Annotated in this window: 18 protein-coding genes and 2 pseudogenes; all 20 read left to right on the top strand. The window is 50.6% G+C overall.

What is annotated here, in order from left to right; translation table 11 throughout:
* The first annotated feature begins 266 nt into the window (after positions 1-266).
* The 20 genes and pseudogenes from DXA97_RS08180 (at position 267) to DXA97_RS08090 (ending at position 18,689) form a co-directional block, all read left to right on the top strand.
* Positions 267-683, top strand: coding sequence for a hypothetical protein (locus DXA97_RS08180; protein WP_118719386.1), 417 nt, complete (start codon positions 267-269; stop codon positions 681-683).
* Positions 667-789: a hypothetical protein gene (locus DXA97_RS21530; RefSeq protein WP_279221141.1), complete on the top strand. Its 123-nt coding sequence runs from the start codon at positions 667-669 to the stop codon at positions 787-789. The genes DXA97_RS08180 and DXA97_RS21530 overlap by 17 nt, the downstream gene beginning before the upstream one ends.
* Positions 790-1,023: 234 nt before the next feature.
* Positions 1,024-1,218 carry a hypothetical protein gene (locus DXA97_RS08175; RefSeq protein WP_118726331.1) on the top strand — a complete coding sequence of 65 codons (195 nt, stop codon included), beginning with the start codon at positions 1,024-1,026 and terminating at the stop codon, positions 1,216-1,218.
* A 427-nt stretch (positions 1,219-1,645) separates the two neighbouring features.
* Entirely contained in the window at positions 1,646-1,804 is a 159-nt protein-coding gene (locus tag DXA97_RS20135; protein ID WP_182436837.1) for a hypothetical protein, read from the top strand.
* A 31-nt stretch (positions 1,805-1,835) separates the two neighbouring features.
* Positions 1,836-2,180 carry a UxaA family hydrolase gene (locus tag DXA97_RS08170; protein ID WP_118719382.1) on the top strand — a complete coding sequence of 115 codons (345 nt, stop codon included), beginning with the start codon at positions 1,836-1,838 and terminating at the stop codon, positions 2,178-2,180.
* 1 nt (position 2,181) lies between these two features.
* Positions 2,182-3,342: a UxaA family hydrolase gene (locus tag DXA97_RS08165; RefSeq protein WP_118719380.1), complete on the top strand. Its 1,161-nt coding sequence runs from the start codon at positions 2,182-2,184 to the stop codon at positions 3,340-3,342.
* Positions 3,343-3,374: 32 nt separating this feature from the next.
* The gene (locus DXA97_RS08160) at positions 3,375-3,668 is read left to right on the top strand and encodes a hypothetical protein (protein ID WP_243107590.1); all 294 of its coding nucleotides are present in this window, start codon (positions 3,375-3,377) and stop codon (positions 3,666-3,668) included.
* A 141-nt stretch (positions 3,669-3,809) separates the two neighbouring features.
* Positions 3,810-4,346 carry a V4R domain-containing protein gene (locus tag DXA97_RS08150; protein WP_118719378.1) on the top strand — a complete coding sequence of 179 codons (537 nt, stop codon included), beginning with the start codon at positions 3,810-3,812 and terminating at the stop codon, positions 4,344-4,346.
* An 81-nt stretch (positions 4,347-4,427) separates the two neighbouring features.
* Positions 4,428-5,147: a diguanylate cyclase gene (locus tag DXA97_RS21525; protein WP_182436836.1), complete on the top strand. Its 720-nt coding sequence runs from the start codon at positions 4,428-4,430 to the stop codon at positions 5,145-5,147.
* Complete coding sequence (locus DXA97_RS21520) at positions 5,128-5,325, top strand: diguanylate cyclase (protein WP_118719374.1); 198 nt, start codon at positions 5,128-5,130, stop codon at positions 5,323-5,325. The genes DXA97_RS21525 and DXA97_RS21520 overlap by 20 nt, the downstream gene beginning before the upstream one ends.
* 313 nt (positions 5,326-5,638) lie before the next feature.
* A complete protein-coding gene (locus DXA97_RS08135; protein ID WP_182436835.1) occupies positions 5,639-6,388 on the top strand; it encodes a 4'-phosphopantetheinyl transferase superfamily protein in 750 nt (249 codons plus the stop codon).
* 35 nt (positions 6,389-6,423) lie between these two features.
* Positions 6,424-7,127 (top strand): annotated as a pseudogene (gene pyrH, locus DXA97_RS08130) (UMP kinase).
* A 12-nt stretch (positions 7,128-7,139) separates the two neighbouring features.
* The gene (gene frr / locus DXA97_RS08125; RefSeq protein ID WP_118540426.1) at positions 7,140-7,694 is read left to right on the top strand and encodes a ribosome recycling factor; all 555 of its coding nucleotides are present in this window, start codon (positions 7,140-7,142) and stop codon (positions 7,692-7,694) included.
* Between the two features lie 137 nt (positions 7,695-7,831).
* Entirely contained in the window at positions 7,832-8,560 is a 729-nt protein-coding gene (locus DXA97_RS08120) for an isoprenyl transferase (RefSeq protein ID WP_118719370.1), read from the top strand.
* Between the two features lie 12 nt (positions 8,561-8,572).
* A complete protein-coding gene (locus tag DXA97_RS08115; RefSeq protein WP_118706034.1) occupies positions 8,573-9,373 on the top strand; it encodes a phosphatidate cytidylyltransferase in 801 nt (266 codons plus the stop codon).
* 76 nt (positions 9,374-9,449) lie between these two features.
* Positions 9,450-10,592 carry a 1-deoxy-D-xylulose-5-phosphate reductoisomerase gene (locus tag DXA97_RS08110; protein WP_118719368.1) on the top strand — a complete coding sequence of 381 codons (1,143 nt, stop codon included), beginning with the start codon at positions 9,450-9,452 and terminating at the stop codon, positions 10,590-10,592.
* 1 nt (position 10,593) lies between these two features.
* Entirely contained in the window at positions 10,594-11,730 is a 1,137-nt protein-coding gene (locus DXA97_RS08105) for a site-2 protease family protein (RefSeq protein ID WP_347561504.1), read from the top strand.
* 104 nt (positions 11,731-11,834) lie between these two features.
* The gene (gene ispG / locus DXA97_RS08100) at positions 11,835-12,908 is read left to right on the top strand and encodes a flavodoxin-dependent (E)-4-hydroxy-3-methylbut-2-enyl-diphosphate synthase (protein ID WP_118719366.1); all 1,074 of its coding nucleotides are present in this window, start codon (positions 11,835-11,837) and stop codon (positions 12,906-12,908) included.
* A gap of 3 nt (positions 12,909-12,911) precedes the next feature.
* Positions 12,912-17,547 (top strand): annotated as a pseudogene (locus tag DXA97_RS08095) (PolC-type DNA polymerase III).
* Positions 17,548-17,759: 212 nt separating this feature from the next.
* On the top strand, positions 17,760-18,689 hold the full coding sequence (locus DXA97_RS08090; protein ID WP_118719364.1) for a PfkB family carbohydrate kinase: 930 nt from the start codon (positions 17,760-17,762) through the stop codon (positions 18,687-18,689).
* Positions 18,690-18,698 lie beyond the last annotated feature (9 nt).

Here is an 18,698-nt window from a genome sequence, read left to right as displayed (position 1 = left end):
CTGCGGAAACGTACTTTGTGCAAGTGTCAAGTTAACTGAACCGCCGGATGCGGAACCGCATGTCCGGTGGTGTGAGAGGTCGGCGGCGATAGCCGCCTCCTACTCGATCATGAGAATAAACCATATATTGCGATATGATAATAGAAATTACTATATGTGGTATACTAACAGTTCGCATTTTGGAAAAAAACATGCGGATATCGGGATAATCTCTTGCGACTTTACACAGAATCTGTTATGATTTTGAACAGATAGGAGCAGAGAAAATGAAATTAAAGAGTGAGATGCGGGTTTATTTTGATATGGATGGCACGATTGCCAAGTGGCGCGATGTGCCGGTTGAGGAAACCAGAAAGCCGGGATATTATGCTGATTTGGAGCCGGAAGTGGAGTTGCTGGATTTCATGCGAGATGCAATGAAGGCTGGTGAGAACATTTATATTCTGTCCTCGTATTATACGGACACCAGAGCACTTCTGGAAAAGAAAAAGTGGCTGGACAAGTATCTTCCGGAGATTGATTCAGCGCATTGCCTGTTCGTGCCGTATGGGAAAAACAAGGCGGAGTTCATCGAAGCTATGCTGCATCGGAAGCTCAGCACGGCAGATATCCTTATTGATGACCATACGCCGAATCTCCACCGCTGGGAGGAAGCAGGCGCTTGGCGTGAAGTGGCTGAATGAGATCAACGGTAATAACGGTCGCTTTGAGGGTGCCCGTGTTGGCACTGCAGAGGAATTAAGAGCGGTTCTGGATGCAGAAATGGAGAAGAAAGCATCCGGTTTTTAAGTTGGAAAAAAGGTTAGGCAAGAAAAATAATAATCGCATAAGAAGAGAGGCTGCTTCGTGATGAGGCAGCCTCTTGAAATTTATACCCTGTCAATTCATTCAACTAGCGGCTGACTGCTATTTACAACATAAGCGTGTATAATAGAAAAAGCAAAGGGAGGAAACCGATTATGAGACAGTTAATCAATTGTCTTTACACAGGAGACCAATCACGCAAAAGAGGTGAAAAGATTCTTGAAGGACGATGCCTTAAAGATCGCCAAATGGCAGCGGGAGCATAAATGCAGATACCGCACGGCCGGAGGCTGCCAGAGCTTTGGCGCGTTTGGCGGAGGATATGGATACTATTTTGTGCCGAATAGCATGGGGATTTCCAGAACGGTAACCTGCGCCTGTGGTGCGGAATTGGATCTGTCCTCATATAGTTAGGATAGTGAGCGTGAATCTTAGGCGGTTCAATTGCCGTTGTAATACACGAAAACATGAAATGGAATTTCTTTTTCATGGTGTCAGGTCATTTTGATGCCGCTCTGAAAAAGAAATTCCTTTTCTTTTTTTGCGCCGGCCATGTTTGTTGACGATGCCCGGACAGAAGGGTATAATGATTCTAATAAAACAGAAGGGGAAGATAGAGCATGCAAAAGACAAATTCTGTAGAAGGCCTGAAGTGTGATCTGGAAAAGCTGCAGCATCTGACAGACGCATTGGTGCCGGATCTATCCCAAATAAATTTCCGGTCATCGAAAAATACCGGAGCTCTTTTATAAAAAAACATAAGGATGCGATCCAGAAGGCACTTCCGGTCAGCAATTCTTATGGACAGAAGGTAACAACCCCGGAGGAGGTCGAGATCGGAATGCTTATTTATATGGTGGGAAACCAGCTGATCCACGTAAGCAGCAGTGAGTATCAGGAAATGGAATGCTTCCGGGATGCCAGAAATAAACTGGCACACTTAAACGTGATCGATTTTGGGAGCGCAGACCTGATCCTGAGGAAGGCAGAAGCCTTATAAAATATATGCTTAAGATGATGGGAGACACACTATGGACGAGACTAGAAAAGCTGAAGGATGGACTGATCGCAAGAAAGGAGAAGCTATGGAAAACTTACAGACTAACGCAATGATCGTAAATGAAAATGACCATGTGATCATGACAACAGAGCTGGTAAAGGGGGGACAGATGCTTTGTTGGAGGGACGCAGGCGGGATTCATACGCTTCCTGCGCTGGAGGACATTCCAAAGTACCATAAGGCCGCGGTAAAAGCAGTGAAGCAGGGAGAGCAGGTGTTGAAATACGGGGAGAATATTGGCCGTGCATTGGCGGATATCGAGCCGGGAGCATGGGTACATACACACAATATCAGCGATTATCCGGAGGTGAAATGATATGAAATTCCAGGGGTATCTTCGAAAAGACGGAAAAGTAGGGATCCGCAACCATGTGGTGGTCATGCCTGGCGTGATCTGTGCGGAAATAGCAGCAAAAAAGATCGCAGCAGCCTGTGACGCAGTATTCCTTCCAAACCCGGTTGGCTGTGGCTTGAACCCGAAGGATATGGTAGTGATGATGGACGTTTTGTCTGGGATTTTGGCGAATGCCAATGTATACGGTGTCCTGATCGTAGGGCTTGGCTGCGAGTTTATTAAGGAGGAGCAGTACCGGGAGGCAATCTGGAAAAAGTCAGAAAAGCCAGTTCATTATGTGGGAATCCAGGCAGAGGGAGGCCTTGGAAAAACCATAGAAAAGGGAAGTGTTCTGGTCCGCCAGCTGCAGCAGGAGGCAGCTGCGGTTCTAAGAACAGAGGCAGATCTTTCTGACTTGATCCTGGGGCTGGAGTGCGGCGGCTCTGACCCGACCTCCGGCTTTTCTTCCAACACTGTGCTGGGGCTGGTCACCGATGAGGTGATCGATGCGGGAGGTACGGCGATCCTGAGTGAGACGGCTGAGGCCATTGGTGCTGAACATATTTTGCGAAAAAGCGGAAGAACCCCAGAGATCGGAGAGCAGATCTACCAGGCCATCATTGACTGGGAGCGGAACCGCTATGCAGAATCCGGGCAGGATGTGCGCTGCGGGAATCCTTCCCCGGGCAATATGGCGGGAGGTATCACCACGCTTACCGAGAAGTCACTGGGCTGTATCCATAAGGCGGGTTCCAGACCGTTTGACGGCTGTTATGAGTATGGCCAGTGGATCGATAAAAAAGGTCTGTATTTTGTAAATGCGGCTGCGTCCGATGTGTTAAATGTCACGGCGTTAGTGGCTGCGGGTGCAACTCTGGTTGCTTTTACAACAGGACTGGGCAACCCGATTGGAAATCCGGTCACACCGGTCATAAAGATCACAGGAAACCACGATACGGCGCAGGCACTGTATGAGATCATTGATGTGGATACCAGTGCCAGCATCCGGGGGGAAAAGACCCTGGAGGAATTAAAAGAAGAGATGCTGTCCTGCTTCCAGGAAGTTATGAATGGAAGACAGACCCGTGCTGAGGAAAACGGAGCGGTCGAGATCAGCATCAACCAGAGCTATAGCTACGCATAGGGTGCAGACCCGGCGCGCTCAATGATCTTCGGATGCTGCGGTCGGTCCGCTACCTTTATACGGCAAAGCGCAATGACGAAGGAAAGCTAGTCTATCATATTGACGGTCTGAACCTGTCAGCGGAGGATTTTGCCTATCCGGGCACACTCATCGAGGACGAGATGATCCCTTATATCGATACGGCCTTATCCGGTGAGACCGTATATTCCCAGGAGATCATGGATAGGATACGACCTGGGGACATATTTTCACAGCCTGCTATCCGGTTTATGAAAAGGAAAACCCGGGACGTTTCCGCACGAAAAGGAAGGCTGGTGTATCACTGAGATTTCCGTAGAAGACAACGGGATCGGTATATCGGAGGAATTCCAGCAGCATATTTTTGAGGCATTTAATAGACAGATAATTGCGAATTTTGTATAATAAAAATTTTGTTAAGAAACAGGAAAGAAGGAACGTGAACGGATATGACAGACAATATTTTTCTTGCGGACAAAAAACCGATCAGCTTCGGTGAGTATTTACAGTATGACCCAGACAGCCGTGGAAACCTGGGAGATGAGCTTCCGGTCATGGTATACCGGATGCTGGAATATTCTATGAAGGACGAGCTTATCCGACGGTTTGGAAAAGAAACCCAGATCGATATCTTCCGGAAGGCCGGATGGAAGGCGGGCGAATATTTTGCAAAGAATTTCCTGGACCTGACGCTTCCGTTAGACCAGTTCGTAGGCGGACTCCAGCAGAAGCTTTCCGAATTAAAGATCGGGGTGCTCCGCATTGAAGATATCAATGAGGAAACCGGTGAGATCATCCTGACTGTATCGGAGGATGCAGACTGCTCTGGCCTTCCGGTACTCGGGGAGACAGTCTGCAATTATGATGAAGGCTTTATTTCCGGGATCCTGTCGACCTATTCCGGGAAAAAATATGAGGCGATCGAGGTGGACTGCTGGGCAACCGGGGACCGTGTGTGCCGTTTCCGGGCTGAGGTTACAGAATAAAGCGCAGCATGGGGCATAACCGGACTGGGAAAGCAGCCATGGCGGGAATGCAAAACAGTGATGAAAACAGGAGCTTGGTGTATGGACGATGAACGAAATTGTGACTTATTATTTGAATATCTGAGAAGCATCTTGTATGATGCGAAGCCACAGCCGCTGGATCTGGAACGTCTGGATGAGCCCTTCAAAAAGCTTGGCATGGGTCTGCAGTATCTGGACCGTGCCGTGCAGGAGATGAAGGCATATTCGGCTGCGCTGTCAAACGGAACCCTTTCGGCAGAGGCACCGGGGAGAGATAATTTTCTCTGTGAAAACTTAAAGAATATCCACGCGAATTTAAATCACCTGACCTGGCAGGCAAAGCAGGTAGCGAAGGGAGATTACTCCCAGAAGGTATCGTACCTGGGCGAATTCTCAGAGGCGTTCAATACCATGACAGAGCAGTTAAAGCAGCGCGAGGGTGTGCTGATCGAGGAGGCACAGCAGGAAAAGCAGCAGGCATCCCTCGATCCGCTGACGCAGATAGGAAACCGCTATTATTTCCAGCGGGAGATCGAGCAGCTGCTGCAGACGGAGGCAGAGCTGGTGTTTTGTTACTGTGACCTGGACCATTTGAAATACATCAACGACAACTATGGCCACAGTGAGGGAGACTGCTATCTCCGCCATTTTGTCGATTCCGTGAAGAAGGCACGCGCGAAAACGACCTGTTTGCCCGTCTTGGCGGTGATGATTCTGTATTATCCTGAAGGATTGCCCAAAGGAGGTTGCGTACAGCAAAATGTACTGGATCCAGCATGATTTTGCGAAGCAATCGGACAAGCCCTATGAGAAAAATTTCAGCTTTGGTATTGTACGGGTTCCGGCTAAACACGGTCCGGTGGACTTAGAAGCGCTGCTTCACAAGGCTGACCAGGCTATGTACCAGCAAAAAAGGATGCATTATCTGGCACAGCACCATCAAATGACGGCAGAGTAAAGGGGGAAAAAGGTATCGCAGGAAAGCTTAATGATTTGAATTGGATAATATGCACAAGAAAACATGACAAAATTTGTCAAGTTTGTGCACACTTTTCGCTTCTGGTATGATACTATAATGGACGTAAATCCCCCAATACATTATATAGTTTTTGCAACAAAACGAAATACCTTCTCCTGAAATGACCGGTTCCCCAACCGGTCATTTCGTCGTTTCATAGGAAATTGTGTCCTATGAAACAAAAACGCGCCGCGAGGATCGCACTGCGGCGGGATAATCAGATAAAATCCGGGGGATGAGGAGGCAAAATCCTATGGAAGTATATGTATATATGATGCGTGTGGATGATCCGATCACGGTTTCACAGGAAGCATCTTTAAAAAGCCGTCTTTCCACAGCAAGACAGAACAAAATAGAAAAGCTCCGCTACGACGCAGACAAACGCCTGTCTCTTGGTGCGGGGCTTCTTTTGGATCATGGGTTAAGCCAGTTTGGACTGAAGGAGCGGGAGGAAGAATTTGGTACGGTTGAAAATGGGAAACCCTGCCTGAAAAACCATCCGGGGATCCAGTTTAACCTGTCGCATTCCGGTGCCATGGTCATGGCTGCCTTTACATGCCAGAAAGCCAAAAAGGAATCCGGATGCGCTGGGACATCCATTTTTTCTGCTGCCGGGGAAGGGCAGGCCTGCCCGGTCGGATGCGATGTGGAGCGGAAACAGAAGGCCCGCATGGATGTAGCCAGGCGTTTCTTTGCTCCTTGCGAGCAGCAGCTTCTTTTGTCTGCGAAGACGCAGGAAGAACAGGATCTGTTATTTAGCCGCTTGTGGACGCTAAAAGAAAGTTTTCTGAAAGTGGATGGGAAGGGCATGGCGATGGCCCTTGACAGCTTTGCCATAGAGCCTGGAAAAACGCCAAGGCTCGCCGGGATACATGGCAGCCAGTACCATTTCCGGGAATTTCAGCTTGCGGATTACTGTGCGTCGGTGTGCGTGAAGCGGAAAGACCTGACAGAGGATGACAAGTTTTTTTTCTCTTTTCAAAACCTGCAAGATATGGTATGATACCGTTAGAATTTAAAAAGGAGAAATCTGACCATATGGATATGAAACGAGTGTTTTTGAAGTTAAGCGGTGAAGCACTTGCCGGACCGAAAAAAACCGGTTTTGACGAAGATACAGTCAAAGAGGTTGCCAGACAGGTGAAAATTTCCGTAGATGCAGGCGTGCAGGTCGGCATTGTTATCGGAGGAGGTAACTTCTGGAGAGGACGCACCAGCGACGCGATCGAGCGCACCAAGCAGACCAGATCGGCATGCTGGCTACCATCATGAACTGCATTTATGTTTCGGAAATCTTCCGCAACGCAGGCATGAAGACAGAGGTTCTGACACCGTTTGTCTGCGGTGCTGTGACAGAGCTGTTTTCCAAGGATAAGGCAAACCGCTATTTCGAGGAAGGCAAAGTTGTATTCTTTGCAGGCGGCACCGGACATCCGTATTTCTCTACCGATACCGGTATTACCCTGCGTGCAGTGGAGATGGACGCAGACTGCATTCTGCTTGCAAAATCCATCGACGGTGTGTATGACAGCGATCCGGCCAAGAACCCGGATGCAAAGCGCTACGACACCATCAGCATCCAGGAGGTCATCGACAAAAAGCTTGCTGTGGTCGACCTGACCGCATCCATCATGTGCATGGAGCACAAAATGCCTATGGCAGTATTCGATTTAAATGAAAAAGACAGCATTGCAAACGCAATGCAGGGAAAAATAAACGGCACGATCGTGACCGTCGATTAACAGGAGGACACTATGCAGGAACACTTAAAGTTATACGAGGACAAAATGGAGAAATCTCTGGATGTGCTGCTCGACGAGTATGCATCCATCCGCGCAGGACGTGCTAACCCGCATGTACTGGACCGCATCCGTGTAGACTATTACGGAACCCCGACCCCGCTCCAGCAGGTCGGCAACGTCAGCGTACCGGAGGCACGCATGATCGTGATCCAGCCGTGGGAGAAGAATCTGTTAAAGGAGATCGAGAAAGCAATCCTGGTTTCTGATCTGGGCATCAACCCGACCAACGACGGTAACGTGATCCGCCTGGTATTCCCGGAGTTAACCGAGGAGCGCCGTAAAGATCTTGCAAAGGATGTAAAGAAAAAAGGGGAAGGTGCGAAGGTTGCGATCCGTAACATCCGCCGTGACGCCATCGACAGCATCAAGAAAATGGAAAAAGCAGGAGACATCTCCGAGGATGATTTAAAGCAGGGCGAAGAGAAGATCCAGAAGATCACTGACAAGATGATCGAGAAAGTGGACAAGGCCATCGAGACAAAGACCAAGGAGATCATGACTGTCTAGTCCCTTGCTGGCTGCAAAACCGACAAGCAGCAATAGAAATGGGTAACTGTGAGACACAAGGCAGTTACAAAATCTGAAAAGGGTAGGGGGAGAGCAATCTTCCCCCTTTTCTTTGTATTGATCATGGGAGGAATATTATGTCTGGACAATTAGAGGGAATGGTGATCCCAAAGCATGTGGCCCTGATCCTGGACGGCAACGGCCGCTGGGCGAAAAAACGCGGTCTGCCGCGCTCCATGGGACACAAGGAAGGCTGTGTGACGGTAGAAAAAACCGTAGAGATCGCAGCCCGCATGGGAATTGAATATTTAACAGTGTATGGCTTTTCCACGGAAAACTGGAAGCGCTCCGCAGAGGAAGTCGGTGCGCTGATGCAGCTGTTCCGTTTTTATATGGTGCGTCTGTTAAAAGTAGCTTCTGCCAACAATGTCCGGGTTAAGATGATCGGGGACCGTACCCGTTTCGACCAGGACATCATCGATGGCATTAACCGTCTGGAGTCAGAAACAAAAGACAATACCGGTCTGACGTTCGTGATCGCGGTCAATTACGGCGGCCGGGATGAGATCACCCGTGCAGTGAAAAAGCTGGCTGAGGACTGTCTGGCAGGAAAACAGAGTGCGGAGGAGATTACCGAGCAGGTTGTTGCATCGTATCTGGATACTGCCGGAATGCCAGACCCGGATCTTCTGATCCGCACCAGCGGCGAGATCCGGCTTTCCAACTATCTGCTGTGGCAGCTTGCCTATACCGAGATTTATGTGACAGACTGCCTGTGGCCGGACTTTGACCAGGAAGAGCTGGAAAAAGCAATCATGGCCTACAATAAACGCGACCGGCGTTACGGCGGGGTAAAACAGGCATAAGGAGGAAACCGTATGTTTACAAAACGGCTTGTAAGCGGTATTATTCTCGTCATTCTTGCTATTATAGTAGTGGGAAAGGGCGGAGCACTGTTGTACGGAGTGACAGCGCTGATCTCCCTGATCGGCCTGTTTGAGCTGTACCGGGTGCTGAAAATTGAAAAGAACGCCATGGGAATCGTTGGGTATCTGACAGCGGTTTCGTATTATGGGCTGGTGTGGTTTGACGGGCATCATTATGTGACTCTGATGGCAATTGCTGCACTTATGGTCATGATGGCGATCTACGTGTTTACCTTCCCAAAATACCGGACAGAAGAGGTGGCAGAATCCTTTTTTGGCGTCTTCTATGTGGCGGTGATGCTGTCCTATCTGTACCAGGTGCGTGCCATGGGAGACGGAAAGTATCTGGTATGGCTGATCTTTTTAAGCTCCTGGGGCTGCGATACCAGCGCCTACTGTGTTGGTATGCTGCTTGGAAAACATAAGCTGGCTCCTGTCTTAAGCCCGAAAAAGTCCATTGAGGGGGCCGTGGGCGGTGTAGCAGGCGCAGCACTTTTAGGCTTCTTATTTGCCACGGTATTTGGCGGACACATGACAGAGCTGATGTATCCAAGACTGGCATGCACGCTGTCCTGTGCCATTGCGGCTGTCATCTCCCAGATCGGGGACTTGGCGGCTTCTGCCATCAAGCGGAACCATAACATCAAAGATTACGGCAACCTGATCCCGGGCCATGGCGGAATCCTGGACCGGTTCGACAGTATGCTGTTTACGGCTCCGGCGATTTTCTTTGCGCTTTTATTTTTGCCGTAACAGGACTCTGTTTTGATCGTCCGTATTGAAAATTATATGCCAGTCTGCATAATACAGGCTGGAAAAGGAGATACAAATGAAACGTATAGCGATTTTAGGTTCTACCGGCTCCATCGGTACCCAGACCCTGGAAGTCGTGGAGAACAATCAGGATATTCAGGTAACGGCCCTGGCAGCCGGAAGTAACATTGTACTGCTCGAGGAGCAGATCCGCAAATTCCATCCGACACTGGTGTGCGTATGGGATGAGAAGAAAGCGGCAGAATTAAAAACAAACATTGCCGATCTTTCCGTGAAGGTGGTAAGCGGCATGGATGGTCTTTTGGAGGTGGCCGTCCAGCCAGAGTCAGAGATTTTAGTAACAGCGATCGTAGGCATGATCGGCATCCGCCCGACGATCGCAGCCATGAAGGCAGGAAAAGATATTGCGCTGGCAAATAAGGAAACGCTGGTAACGGCAGGACATATCATCATGCCGCTTGCAAAAGCGGTTGGTGTGAAGATCCTTCCGGTCGACAGCGAGCACAGTGCTATTTTCCAGAGCTTAAACGGCGAAGACAAAAAAGCGATCCACAAGATCCTGTTAACGGCATCCGGTGGTCCGTTCCGTGGCTGGACGAAAGAACAGTTGGCAGGTGTGCGCCCGGAGGATGCCTTAAAGCATCCAAACTGGACCATGGGAAGAAAGATTACGATCGATTCATCGACTATGGTGAACAAGGGTCTGGAGGTCATGGAGGCGCGCTGGCTGTTTGGCGTGGAGATGGACCAGGTCCAGGTGGTAGTCCAGCCACAGAGTGTCATTCACTCTATGGTAGAGTTTGAGGACGGTGCAGTCATTGCGCAGCTTGGCACTCCGGATATGAAGCTGCCGATCCAGTATGCCCTCTATTATCCGGAGCGGAAGTTTTTGCCGGGAGAGCGTCTGGATTTTGCAAAGCTGGGAAGAATTACGTTTGAGAACCCGGATATGGAAGTCTTCCGTGGCTTAAAGCTTGCTTATGCAGCAGGAACACGCGGCGGTTCCCTTCCGACGGTTTACAATGCGGCAAACGAGTATGCTGTAGGGAAATTCTTAAATCGCGAGATTTCCTACCTGACCATCATCGATATGATCGAGGGTGCCATGGAGCATCACAAGGTCGTGGAAAACCCGGATGTAGATGCGATTCTTGCCGCAGAGCGGGAAACTTATGAATATATAGAAAGCAGGTGGTAGTTTGCTGAACATTCTTGCAGCAGTGCTGCTGTTTGGATTTATCGTACTGGTGCACGAATTCGGACATTTTCTGCTGGCAAAATGCAGCGGGATCGGAGTTGTGGAATTCTCGGTCGGCATGGGACCGCGCCTGGTCAGTTTTCAAAAAGGCGAGACCCGCTATTCCATCAAGGCGCTTCCGTTTGGAGGTTCCTGCATGATGGTGGGAGAGGACGCAGAAAATCCGGACCCGAAGGCTTTTAACAATAAGCCGGTATTATCCCGCATCGCGGTGATCGCGGCGGGGCCGGTATTTAACTTTATCCTGGCATTTTTATTTGCCATGATCATTGTAGCACAGGTGGGCCACGACGCTCCGGTCTTAACCGGGGTTATGGAAGGCAGCCCGGCTGAGGAGGCAGGACTGCAGGCAGGTGACTGCATCACAAAGATCAACGGACGCCACATTACGGCGTACCGGGATATCATGCTGTATACGTTTTCCCACCCGGGACAGGAGATGAAGGTGCAGTTTACAAGACCTTCCTCCGGTCTGGCCGGCACAGAAGCAGGAAACTCTGCGGAAACGGCAACAGGCAACAAAGCCGGAGCTTCTGCAGAAGCAGCAGGGAAGAACGATGGTCCGACCTCCGGTATGGTGGTTCTGACCCCGCGCTTTAGCGAGGAATACAACTCCTACATGATGGGTGTCCAGTTTGGCGGCTACCAGAAGGTACACGGACTTTGGCCGCTCATTCACTACAGTGCCTATGAGGTAAAATACTGTGTCATGTCCACGATGGACAGTCTTGGTATGCTGTTCCGGCATCAGATCCGTGCTGAGGAGGCTGTGACCGGTCCGGTCGGTATCGTGAACATGGTAGGGGAAACTGTGCAGGAGGGGCGCCAGATCGGTGCCCGTGCTGTGGTTTTGGTCTTGGCAAACTGGGTTCTGCTTTTAAGCTCCAGCCTCGGGATCATGAATCTTTTGCCGATCCCGGCCCTGGATGGCGGACGTCTCGTGTTCCTGCTCATTGAGCTGGTGCGCGGAAAGCCGGTCGACCCGGAAAAAGAGGGCATGGTGCATATGGCCGGTATGGCAGTGCTGATGACGCTTATGGTTCTGGTCCTTTTTAATGATATCCGGAACCTGATGTAGTGCGAATAGGATGAGCGAAAGTGAGCCGGAAATCTGCAAGCAGATTTCCGGCGAACGGCATGTGTGATGAAATCACGATATAGAAACGAAAAGGGGAATTGCAAATGGAACGCAAAATGACAAAGGAGATCCAGATCGGAAACCGGAAGATCGGAGGAGGCAATCCGATCCTGATTCAGTCAATGTGCAACACCAAAACGGAGGATGCAGCGGCAACCGTGGCACAGATCTTAAAGCTGGAGCAGGCGGGCTGTGATATCATCCGTGTGGCAGTGCCGACCATGGAGGCAGCAGAAAGCTTAAAGGCAATCAAACGCCAGATCCATATTCCGCTGGTGGCAGACATCCATTTTGATTACCGTCTTGCCATTGCAGCCATGGAGTGCGGCGCAGACAAGATCCGCATCAATCCGGGAAACATCGGAAGCCGGGAACGCGTGCAGGCAGTTGTGGATAAGGCGAAGGAATACGGGGTGCCGATCCGCGTCGGCGTAAACAGCGGTTCCCTGGAAAAGCCGCTCATTGAAAAGTACGGCGGCGTGACAGCGGAGGGCATTGTTGAGAGCGCCCTGGAGAAGGTTGCCATGATCGAGCAGATGGGGTACGACAATCTTGTCATCAGCATCAAATCCTCCGATGTTCTGATGTGCGTAAAGGCACATGAGATCATCAGCAAAAAGACGGATTACCCGCTGCATGTCGGCATTACCGAATCCGGTACGCTGACTTCCGGAAATATCAAGTCTGCAGTGGGACTTGGCATTATTCTTCATGAGGGAATCGGAGACACCATCCGTGTTTCCTTAACCGGCGATCCGGTCGAAGAGATCAAATCCGCGAAGCTGATCTTAAAAACCCTGGGACTCCGGAAGGGTGGCGTGGAGGTTGTTTCCTGTCCGACTTGCGGAAGAACGAAGATCGACCTGATCGGTCTGGCAAACCAGGTAGAAAATATGGTAACCGAGTTTGACCAGCTTGACGTGAAGGTAGCAGTTATGGGCTGTGTTGTCAATGGACCGGGCGAAGCAAAAGAGGCAGATCTTGGCATTGCAGGTGGCTGCGGGGAGGGACTTCTGATCCGCAAGGGCGAAGTGATCCGCAAGCTGCCGGAGAATGAGCTGCTTTCTGCGCTTCACGCTGAGCTTGCGGCACTTGCGAAGGAACAGGGGAAGTTATAATACATGAAACCATTTTTGGAAGTATTTCCGGGCTTACATATGACAGACCAGATGCAGGAGCTTTTAACCCTGGTAAATGTGGACCGCGTGTCCCTCACCAGGGATAGAAGCTCTCTTCGTGTCTATATCGTAAGTCCCAGACTGATCGATAAACGAAATATCTGGTCCCTGGAAAAAGGTATCCGGGACCAGCTTTTCCCGGGAAAGCAGATCCAGATCCGTATTTTTGAGAAATATACGCTGTCTGAGCAGTATACGCCGGAAAAACTGTTAACGGCATACAAAGATAGCCTGCTCGCAGAGCTGAAGGAATATAGTATTGTAGAGTATTCGATCTTCCGGAAAGGAGCATGTACCTTCCCAAAGCCGGATCTTCTTCATATGACGGTGGAAGATACCATGGTCAACCGCGATAAGGCCGGTGAGCTGAAGCGGGTGCTGGAAAAGGTTTTTCACGAGCGCTGCGGACTGCCTGTGGAGATTGAATACGAGTATGTTGAGCCCACTCGTGCCAAGGCTTCCATTGAGCGGGAGCTGCAGGCGAAGCAGGAGGCAGAGCGCATGACGGCGAAGGTCGCTGCGGTGCTTGGACTGAATGCGGCAACCGGAACCGACGGGGAAGCACTCCCGGCAGGAGCCGGTGACTTTGGACACAGCGGACATGGAAACGGAGCAGCCGGTGCAGGAGCACATGGCGCAGCGGGACAGAATGGAAGTGCCGGAAAGAACCAGGCCGGAAGCAATCCGGGAGCGAACGGCCAGAATGGCAAAAACGGACAGGCCGGTGCCGGAAAAGCGGCTGCGGCAAACGGAGCAAATGGCGGCAAGAACGGAGGCTTCTCCGGTGGGGAAGCACGTCCGGGACAGCTGCGCTCCGGCAAGAAAGACTTTAAGAAGAATGACTGGAGCTCCGGCGGCTACCGCAAGAAGTCCGATAACCCGGATGTCTTATTCGGCCGTGATTTCGAGGATGACTTTACGGAGATTGAAAAGATCGAAGGAGAGATGGGGGAGGTTACTATCCGCGGCAAGATCCTGGATAAGGACAGCAGGGAGCTGCGCAGCGGAAAGACCATTATCATTTTCCACATTACGGATTTTACCGATACCATTACCGTAAAAGTCTTTGCGAATGAAGATACGCTGGAAGATCTAAATGCGGCGATCAAGCCGGGACCTTCATCCGTCTGCGCGGCATGACAACGATCGACCGGTTTGACGGCGAACTGACGATCGGTTCTGTGCGCGGTATTAAGAAAGCAGAAGATTTCACCAGCAAACGTATGGACCACAGTCCGGTGAAGCGCGTGGAGCTGCATTGCCATACCAAGATGAGCGATATGGATGGTGTGTCCGATGTGGCGAGCATCATCAAAAAAGCCAAGGAGTGGGGAATGGAGCGCTGGCAGTGACTGACCATGGCTGCGTGCAGGCCTTCACGGAGGCCAGCCATGCGCTGGATAAAAACGATCCGTTTAAGATGCTCTACGGTGTGGAAGGCTACCTGGTTGACGATATGAAGGAGCTGGTAGAAAACGCCAGGGGCCAGACCTTTGCGGACTCCTTTGTGGTGTTCGATATCGAGACCACCGGCTTTAGCCCGGAGAAAAATAAGATCATCGAGATCGGTGCGGTGAAGGTAGAAAAGGGCGTGATCACCGATAAGTTCAGTACCTTTGTCAACCCGGATGTGCCGATCCCGTTTGAGATTGAGCAGCTGACGGGCATCAACGACAACATGGTCCTCCCGGCACCGAAAATCGACGTGATCCTGCCGCAGTTTCTGGAATTCTGCGAGGGCTGCAGCCTGGTGGCGCACAATGCATCCTTCGATGTGAGCTTTATCGCCCAGAATGCCATGCTGCTCGGTCTGCCGTTTGACCCGACGGTCCTGGACACGGTGGCGCTTGCAAGACATCTCTTGCCGAATTTAAATCGTTTTAAGCTGGATACCGTCGCAAAGGCTTTGAATATTTCTTTGGAGAATCATCACCGGGCAGTCGATGATGCAGGCTGTACCGCAGAAATTTTTGTAAAATTCATTGAGATGTTAAAGGAACGCGGCATAGAGGATCTGGAGCAGTTAAACCGCATGAGTACGCTCAGCGCGGACATGATCAAGAAGCTGCCGACCAACCACATCATCATCATTGCAAAAAATGAGGTGGGCCGTATCAACTTATACCGTCTGGTGTCCTGGTCCCATATCGATTATTTCGCAAAGCGTCCGCGTATTCCAAAGAGTGTGCTGAGCCAGTACCGGGAAGGCCTGCTCATCGGCTCTGCCTGTGAGGCGGGAGAACTGTACCAGGCACTGCTTCGCGGACTTCCGGAGGCGGATATTGTCAAGATCGCGAATTTTTACGATTTCCTGGAGATCCAGCCGCTTGGAAACAACGCATTTATGCTGCGCGATGAAAAGAGTCCGGTCAAGACTGAAGAAGACTTAAAAGATTTAAACCGCCGCATTATAAAGCTTGGTGAAACGCTTGGAAAGCCGGTCTGCGGCACCTGTGACGTGCATTTCTTAAATCCGGAGGATGAGGTTTACCGCCGTATCCTGATGGCCGGACAGGGCTTTACCGATGCCGACCAGCAGGCTCCGCTGTATTTAAGAACGACAGAGGAGATGCTGAAGGAATTTGAATACCTCGGCCCGGATAAGGCAGAAGAGGTTGTCATTACCAACACCCGCATGATCGCGGACATGTGTGAGAAGATCTCGCCGGTGCGCCCGGATAAGTGCCCGCCGGTCATTGAAAATTCCGATGAGACTTTGCGTAAGATCTGTTACGACCAGGCCCATGAGATGTATGGGGAAGACCTGCCGCAGATCGTATCAGCGCGTCTGGAAAAGGAGCTGAACTCCATCATTTCCAATGGTTTCGCCGTGATGTATATCATCGCACAGAAGCTGGTATGGAAGTCGAATGAGGATGGCTATCTGGTTGGCTCCCGTGGTTCCGTAGGTTCTTCCTTCGTGGCGAACATGGCAGGTATCACAGAAGTAAATTCGCTAAGCCCGCATTACCTGTGCCCGAAATGCCATTATTCGGATTTTGACTCTGCGGATGTAAAGAAATTCTCCGGTATGGCCGGCTGTGATATGCCGGATATGCGCTGCCCGAAGTGCGGCACCATGATGACAAAACAGGGCTTTGATATCCCGTTCGAGACTTTCCTGGGATTTAAGGGCGATAAGGAGCCGGATATCGATTTAAACTTCTCGGGTGAGTACCAGAGTAAGGCGCATGATTATACCGAGGTTATCTTCGGAAAAGGCCAGACCTTCCGTGCAGGGACCATCGGTACGCTTGCAGATAAGACTGCGTTTGGTTTTGTAAAGCGCTATTACGAGGAGCGCGGTATCCATAAGCGAAACTGCGAGATCGACCGCATTGTGCAGGGCTGCGTCGGTGTACGCCGGACGACCGGCCAGCATCCGGGCGGTATTGTCGTACTGCCGATCGGGGAGGAAATCTATTCCTTTACCCCGGTCCAGCGCCCGGCAAACGATATGACGACCTCCACGGTGACCACACATTTCGATTACCATTCGATCGACCATAACCTGCTAAAGCTTGATATTTTAGGACATCAGGACCCGACCATGATCCGTATGCTGCAGGATTTAACCGGCCTGGACCCGGTAAAAGATATTCCGCTGGATTCTCCGGAGGTCATGTCCCTGTTCCAGAACACCTCTGCTTTAGGCATCACGCCGGACGACATCGGCGGCTGTAAGCTTGGTGCGCTTGGAATCCCGGAGTTTGGTACGGACTTTGCGATGCAGATGTTACTTGACGCGCAGCCGAAATATTTTTCTGACCTGGTCCGCATTGCCGGACTGGCACATGGTACCGATGTATGGCTGGGCAACGCGAAGGACCTCATCTTAAGCGGGCAAGCCACCATTCAGACAGCAATCTGCTGCCGAGATGATATCATGGTGTATCTGATCCAGATGGGACTGGAGGAGGGACTCTCCTTCACCATCATGGAGAGCGTGCGAAAGGGTAAGGGACTGAAACCGGAGTGGATCGAAGAAATGAAAAAGCACGATGTTCCGCAGTGGTACATCGACTCCTGCTTAAAGATCAAGTACATGTTCCCGAAGGCCCATGCGGCGGCCTACGTTATGATGGCATGGCGTGTGGCGTACTGTAAGGTTTTCTATCCGCTGGCTTACTATGCGGCATTTTTCAGTATCCGCGCGAACGGATTTTCTTATGAGCTGATGTGTCTGGGACGTGATAAGCTGGAATACCATCTGGCGGACTTTAAAAAGAGAGCGGACTCGCTCTCAAAGGCCGAGCAGGATACCCTGCGCGATATGCGTATCGTCCAGGAAATGTATGCGCGTGGCTTTGATTTTATGCCAATCGACATTTACCGTGCCCAGGCAGACCGTTTCCAGGTGATCGACGGAAAGCTGATGCCATCTTTAAGCAGCATCGCAGGTCTGGGCCTGAATGCAGCGGAGGGTGTGGTTTACGCGGCGAAGGATGGTCCGTTCTTATCGCGCGAGGATTTCAGAAACCGTACCAAGGTCAGTAAGACGATCTGCGACCTGATGAACGATCTGGGACTTTTAGGAGATCTGCCGGAGAGCAACCAGCTGTCGCTGTTTGATTTCTAAAAGAGGCACAGAATGCTTGGTTTGCAGGGAGATGGTTTCTTTGCCATACAACATTTTTCGACAGAATGTGCAAAAGGGATTTACAACCACAGGTCTTCCTGGTTATAATTAAGTATTAAATTGATGTAAAATCGAAATCAAGATATCTGCTGTCTGCGCAGCGCGTAAGCAGTGGTATAGTATCAAATAAAGGGAAAGTGAGAAACAAAAAGATGGGAATTGTAGTGATCGGTGCTGTATTTATGGACCTTAAGGGGTATTCCACATCCCCGTATATCCCATCCGGACGAAATGCCGGTATCATCGTACAGAACCATGGTGGGGTATCCAGAAATGTAGCAGAGGATATTGCGAATGTAGAATTGAAGCCAACCTTTGTCAGCCTGGTGGATGACAACTCGATGGGAGAGGATATCATCCGCAAACTGGACCGCCATAAAGTAAACACCAAGTATATCCGGAAACTTCCGGATGGCATGGGAACCTGGCTGGCTGTATTTGACCATGAGGGAGATGTGGTGGCATCGGTTTCCAAACGGCCGGACCTTACACCGATTGGGAATATTTTAGACGAGCAGGGCGATGAAATCTTCAAAGATGCAGACAGCATTGCGGTAGAGATCGATCTGGATAAGGATATCATGAAAAAAATCTTCCAGTATGCTGAAAAATATAACAAAGATGTATATGCCCTGGTGTCCAACATGACGATCGCAGTAGAGCGCCGTGATTTCTTAAGAAAGACCTCCTGTTTTGTCTGCAACCAGCAGGAGGCAGGCATTCTGTTTTCGGAAGATTATGAGAACAAGACTCCGCAGGAAATGGCAGATATTCTGGCAGACCGTATCAAGTCCGCACGGATTTCCCGCATGGTTGTGACCATGGGCGGAGAGGGCGCAGTCTACGCGGACAGCCACGGAAACCGCGGCTTTGTTCCGGCACTGAAGGTCGATGTTGTCGATACGACCGGAGCCGGTGATGCATTTTTTGCCGGAGTCTGCATGGGTCTCACCTATGGAAAGACCATGGCAGAAGCCTGCAGTATTGGCACACGTCTGGCTTCTACGGTCATTACTACTTCGGAAAACATCTGCCCGCGCTTTATGCCGGAGGAATTTGGAATCAAACCGGTTCAGAAATAAACGATACGG

The organism is Clostridium sp. OF09-36 (assembly GCF_003481985.1).
Lineage (GTDB): Bacteria > Bacillota > Clostridia > Lachnospirales > Lachnospiraceae > Brotaphodocola.
The sequence above is the reverse complement of the archived record's forward strand: the minus strand, read 5'-3'. Positions and strand labels throughout refer to the sequence as shown.

Bases quoted from the DNA above. Each gene is read 5' to 3' on its own strand.
- frr (WP_118540426.1), top strand. From the start codon at position 7,140: ATGCAGGAACACTTAAAGTTATACGAGGACAAAATGGAGAAATCTCTG.
- DXA97_RS20135 (WP_182436837.1), top strand. From the start codon at position 1,646: ATGCTTATTTATATGGTGGGAAACCAGCTGATCCACGTAAGCAGCAGT.
- DXA97_RS08120 (WP_118719370.1), top strand. From the start codon at position 7,832: ATGTCTGGACAATTAGAGGGAATGGTGATCCCAAAGCATGTGGCCCTG.
- DXA97_RS08135 (WP_182436835.1), top strand. From the start codon at position 5,639: ATGGAAGTATATGTATATATGATGCGTGTGGATGATCCGATCACGGTT.
- DXA97_RS08150 (WP_118719378.1), top strand. From the start codon at position 3,810: ATGACAGACAATATTTTTCTTGCGGACAAAAAACCGATCAGCTTCGGT.
- DXA97_RS08110 (WP_118719368.1), top strand. From the start codon at position 9,450: ATGAAACGTATAGCGATTTTAGGTTCTACCGGCTCCATCGGTACCCAG.
- ispG (WP_118719366.1), top strand. From the start codon at position 11,835: ATGGAACGCAAAATGACAAAGGAGATCCAGATCGGAAACCGGAAGATC.
- DXA97_RS21520 (WP_118719374.1), top strand. From the start codon at position 5,128: ATGTACTGGATCCAGCATGATTTTGCGAAGCAATCGGACAAGCCCTAT.
- DXA97_RS08090 (WP_118719364.1), top strand. From the start codon at position 17,760: ATGGGAATTGTAGTGATCGGTGCTGTATTTATGGACCTTAAGGGGTAT.
- DXA97_RS08170 (WP_118719382.1), top strand. From the start codon at position 1,836: ATGGACGAGACTAGAAAAGCTGAAGGATGGACTGATCGCAAGAAAGGA.
- DXA97_RS08165 (WP_118719380.1), top strand. From the start codon at position 2,182: ATGAAATTCCAGGGGTATCTTCGAAAAGACGGAAAAGTAGGGATCCGC.
- DXA97_RS08180 (WP_118719386.1), top strand. From the start codon at position 267: ATGAAATTAAAGAGTGAGATGCGGGTTTATTTTGATATGGATGGCACG.
- DXA97_RS21525 (WP_182436836.1), top strand. From the start codon at position 4,428: ATGGACGATGAACGAAATTGTGACTTATTATTTGAATATCTGAGAAGC.
- DXA97_RS08160 (WP_243107590.1), top strand. From the start codon at position 3,375: ATGCTGCGGTCGGTCCGCTACCTTTATACGGCAAAGCGCAATGACGAA.
- DXA97_RS08115 (WP_118706034.1), top strand. From the start codon at position 8,573: ATGTTTACAAAACGGCTTGTAAGCGGTATTATTCTCGTCATTCTTGCT.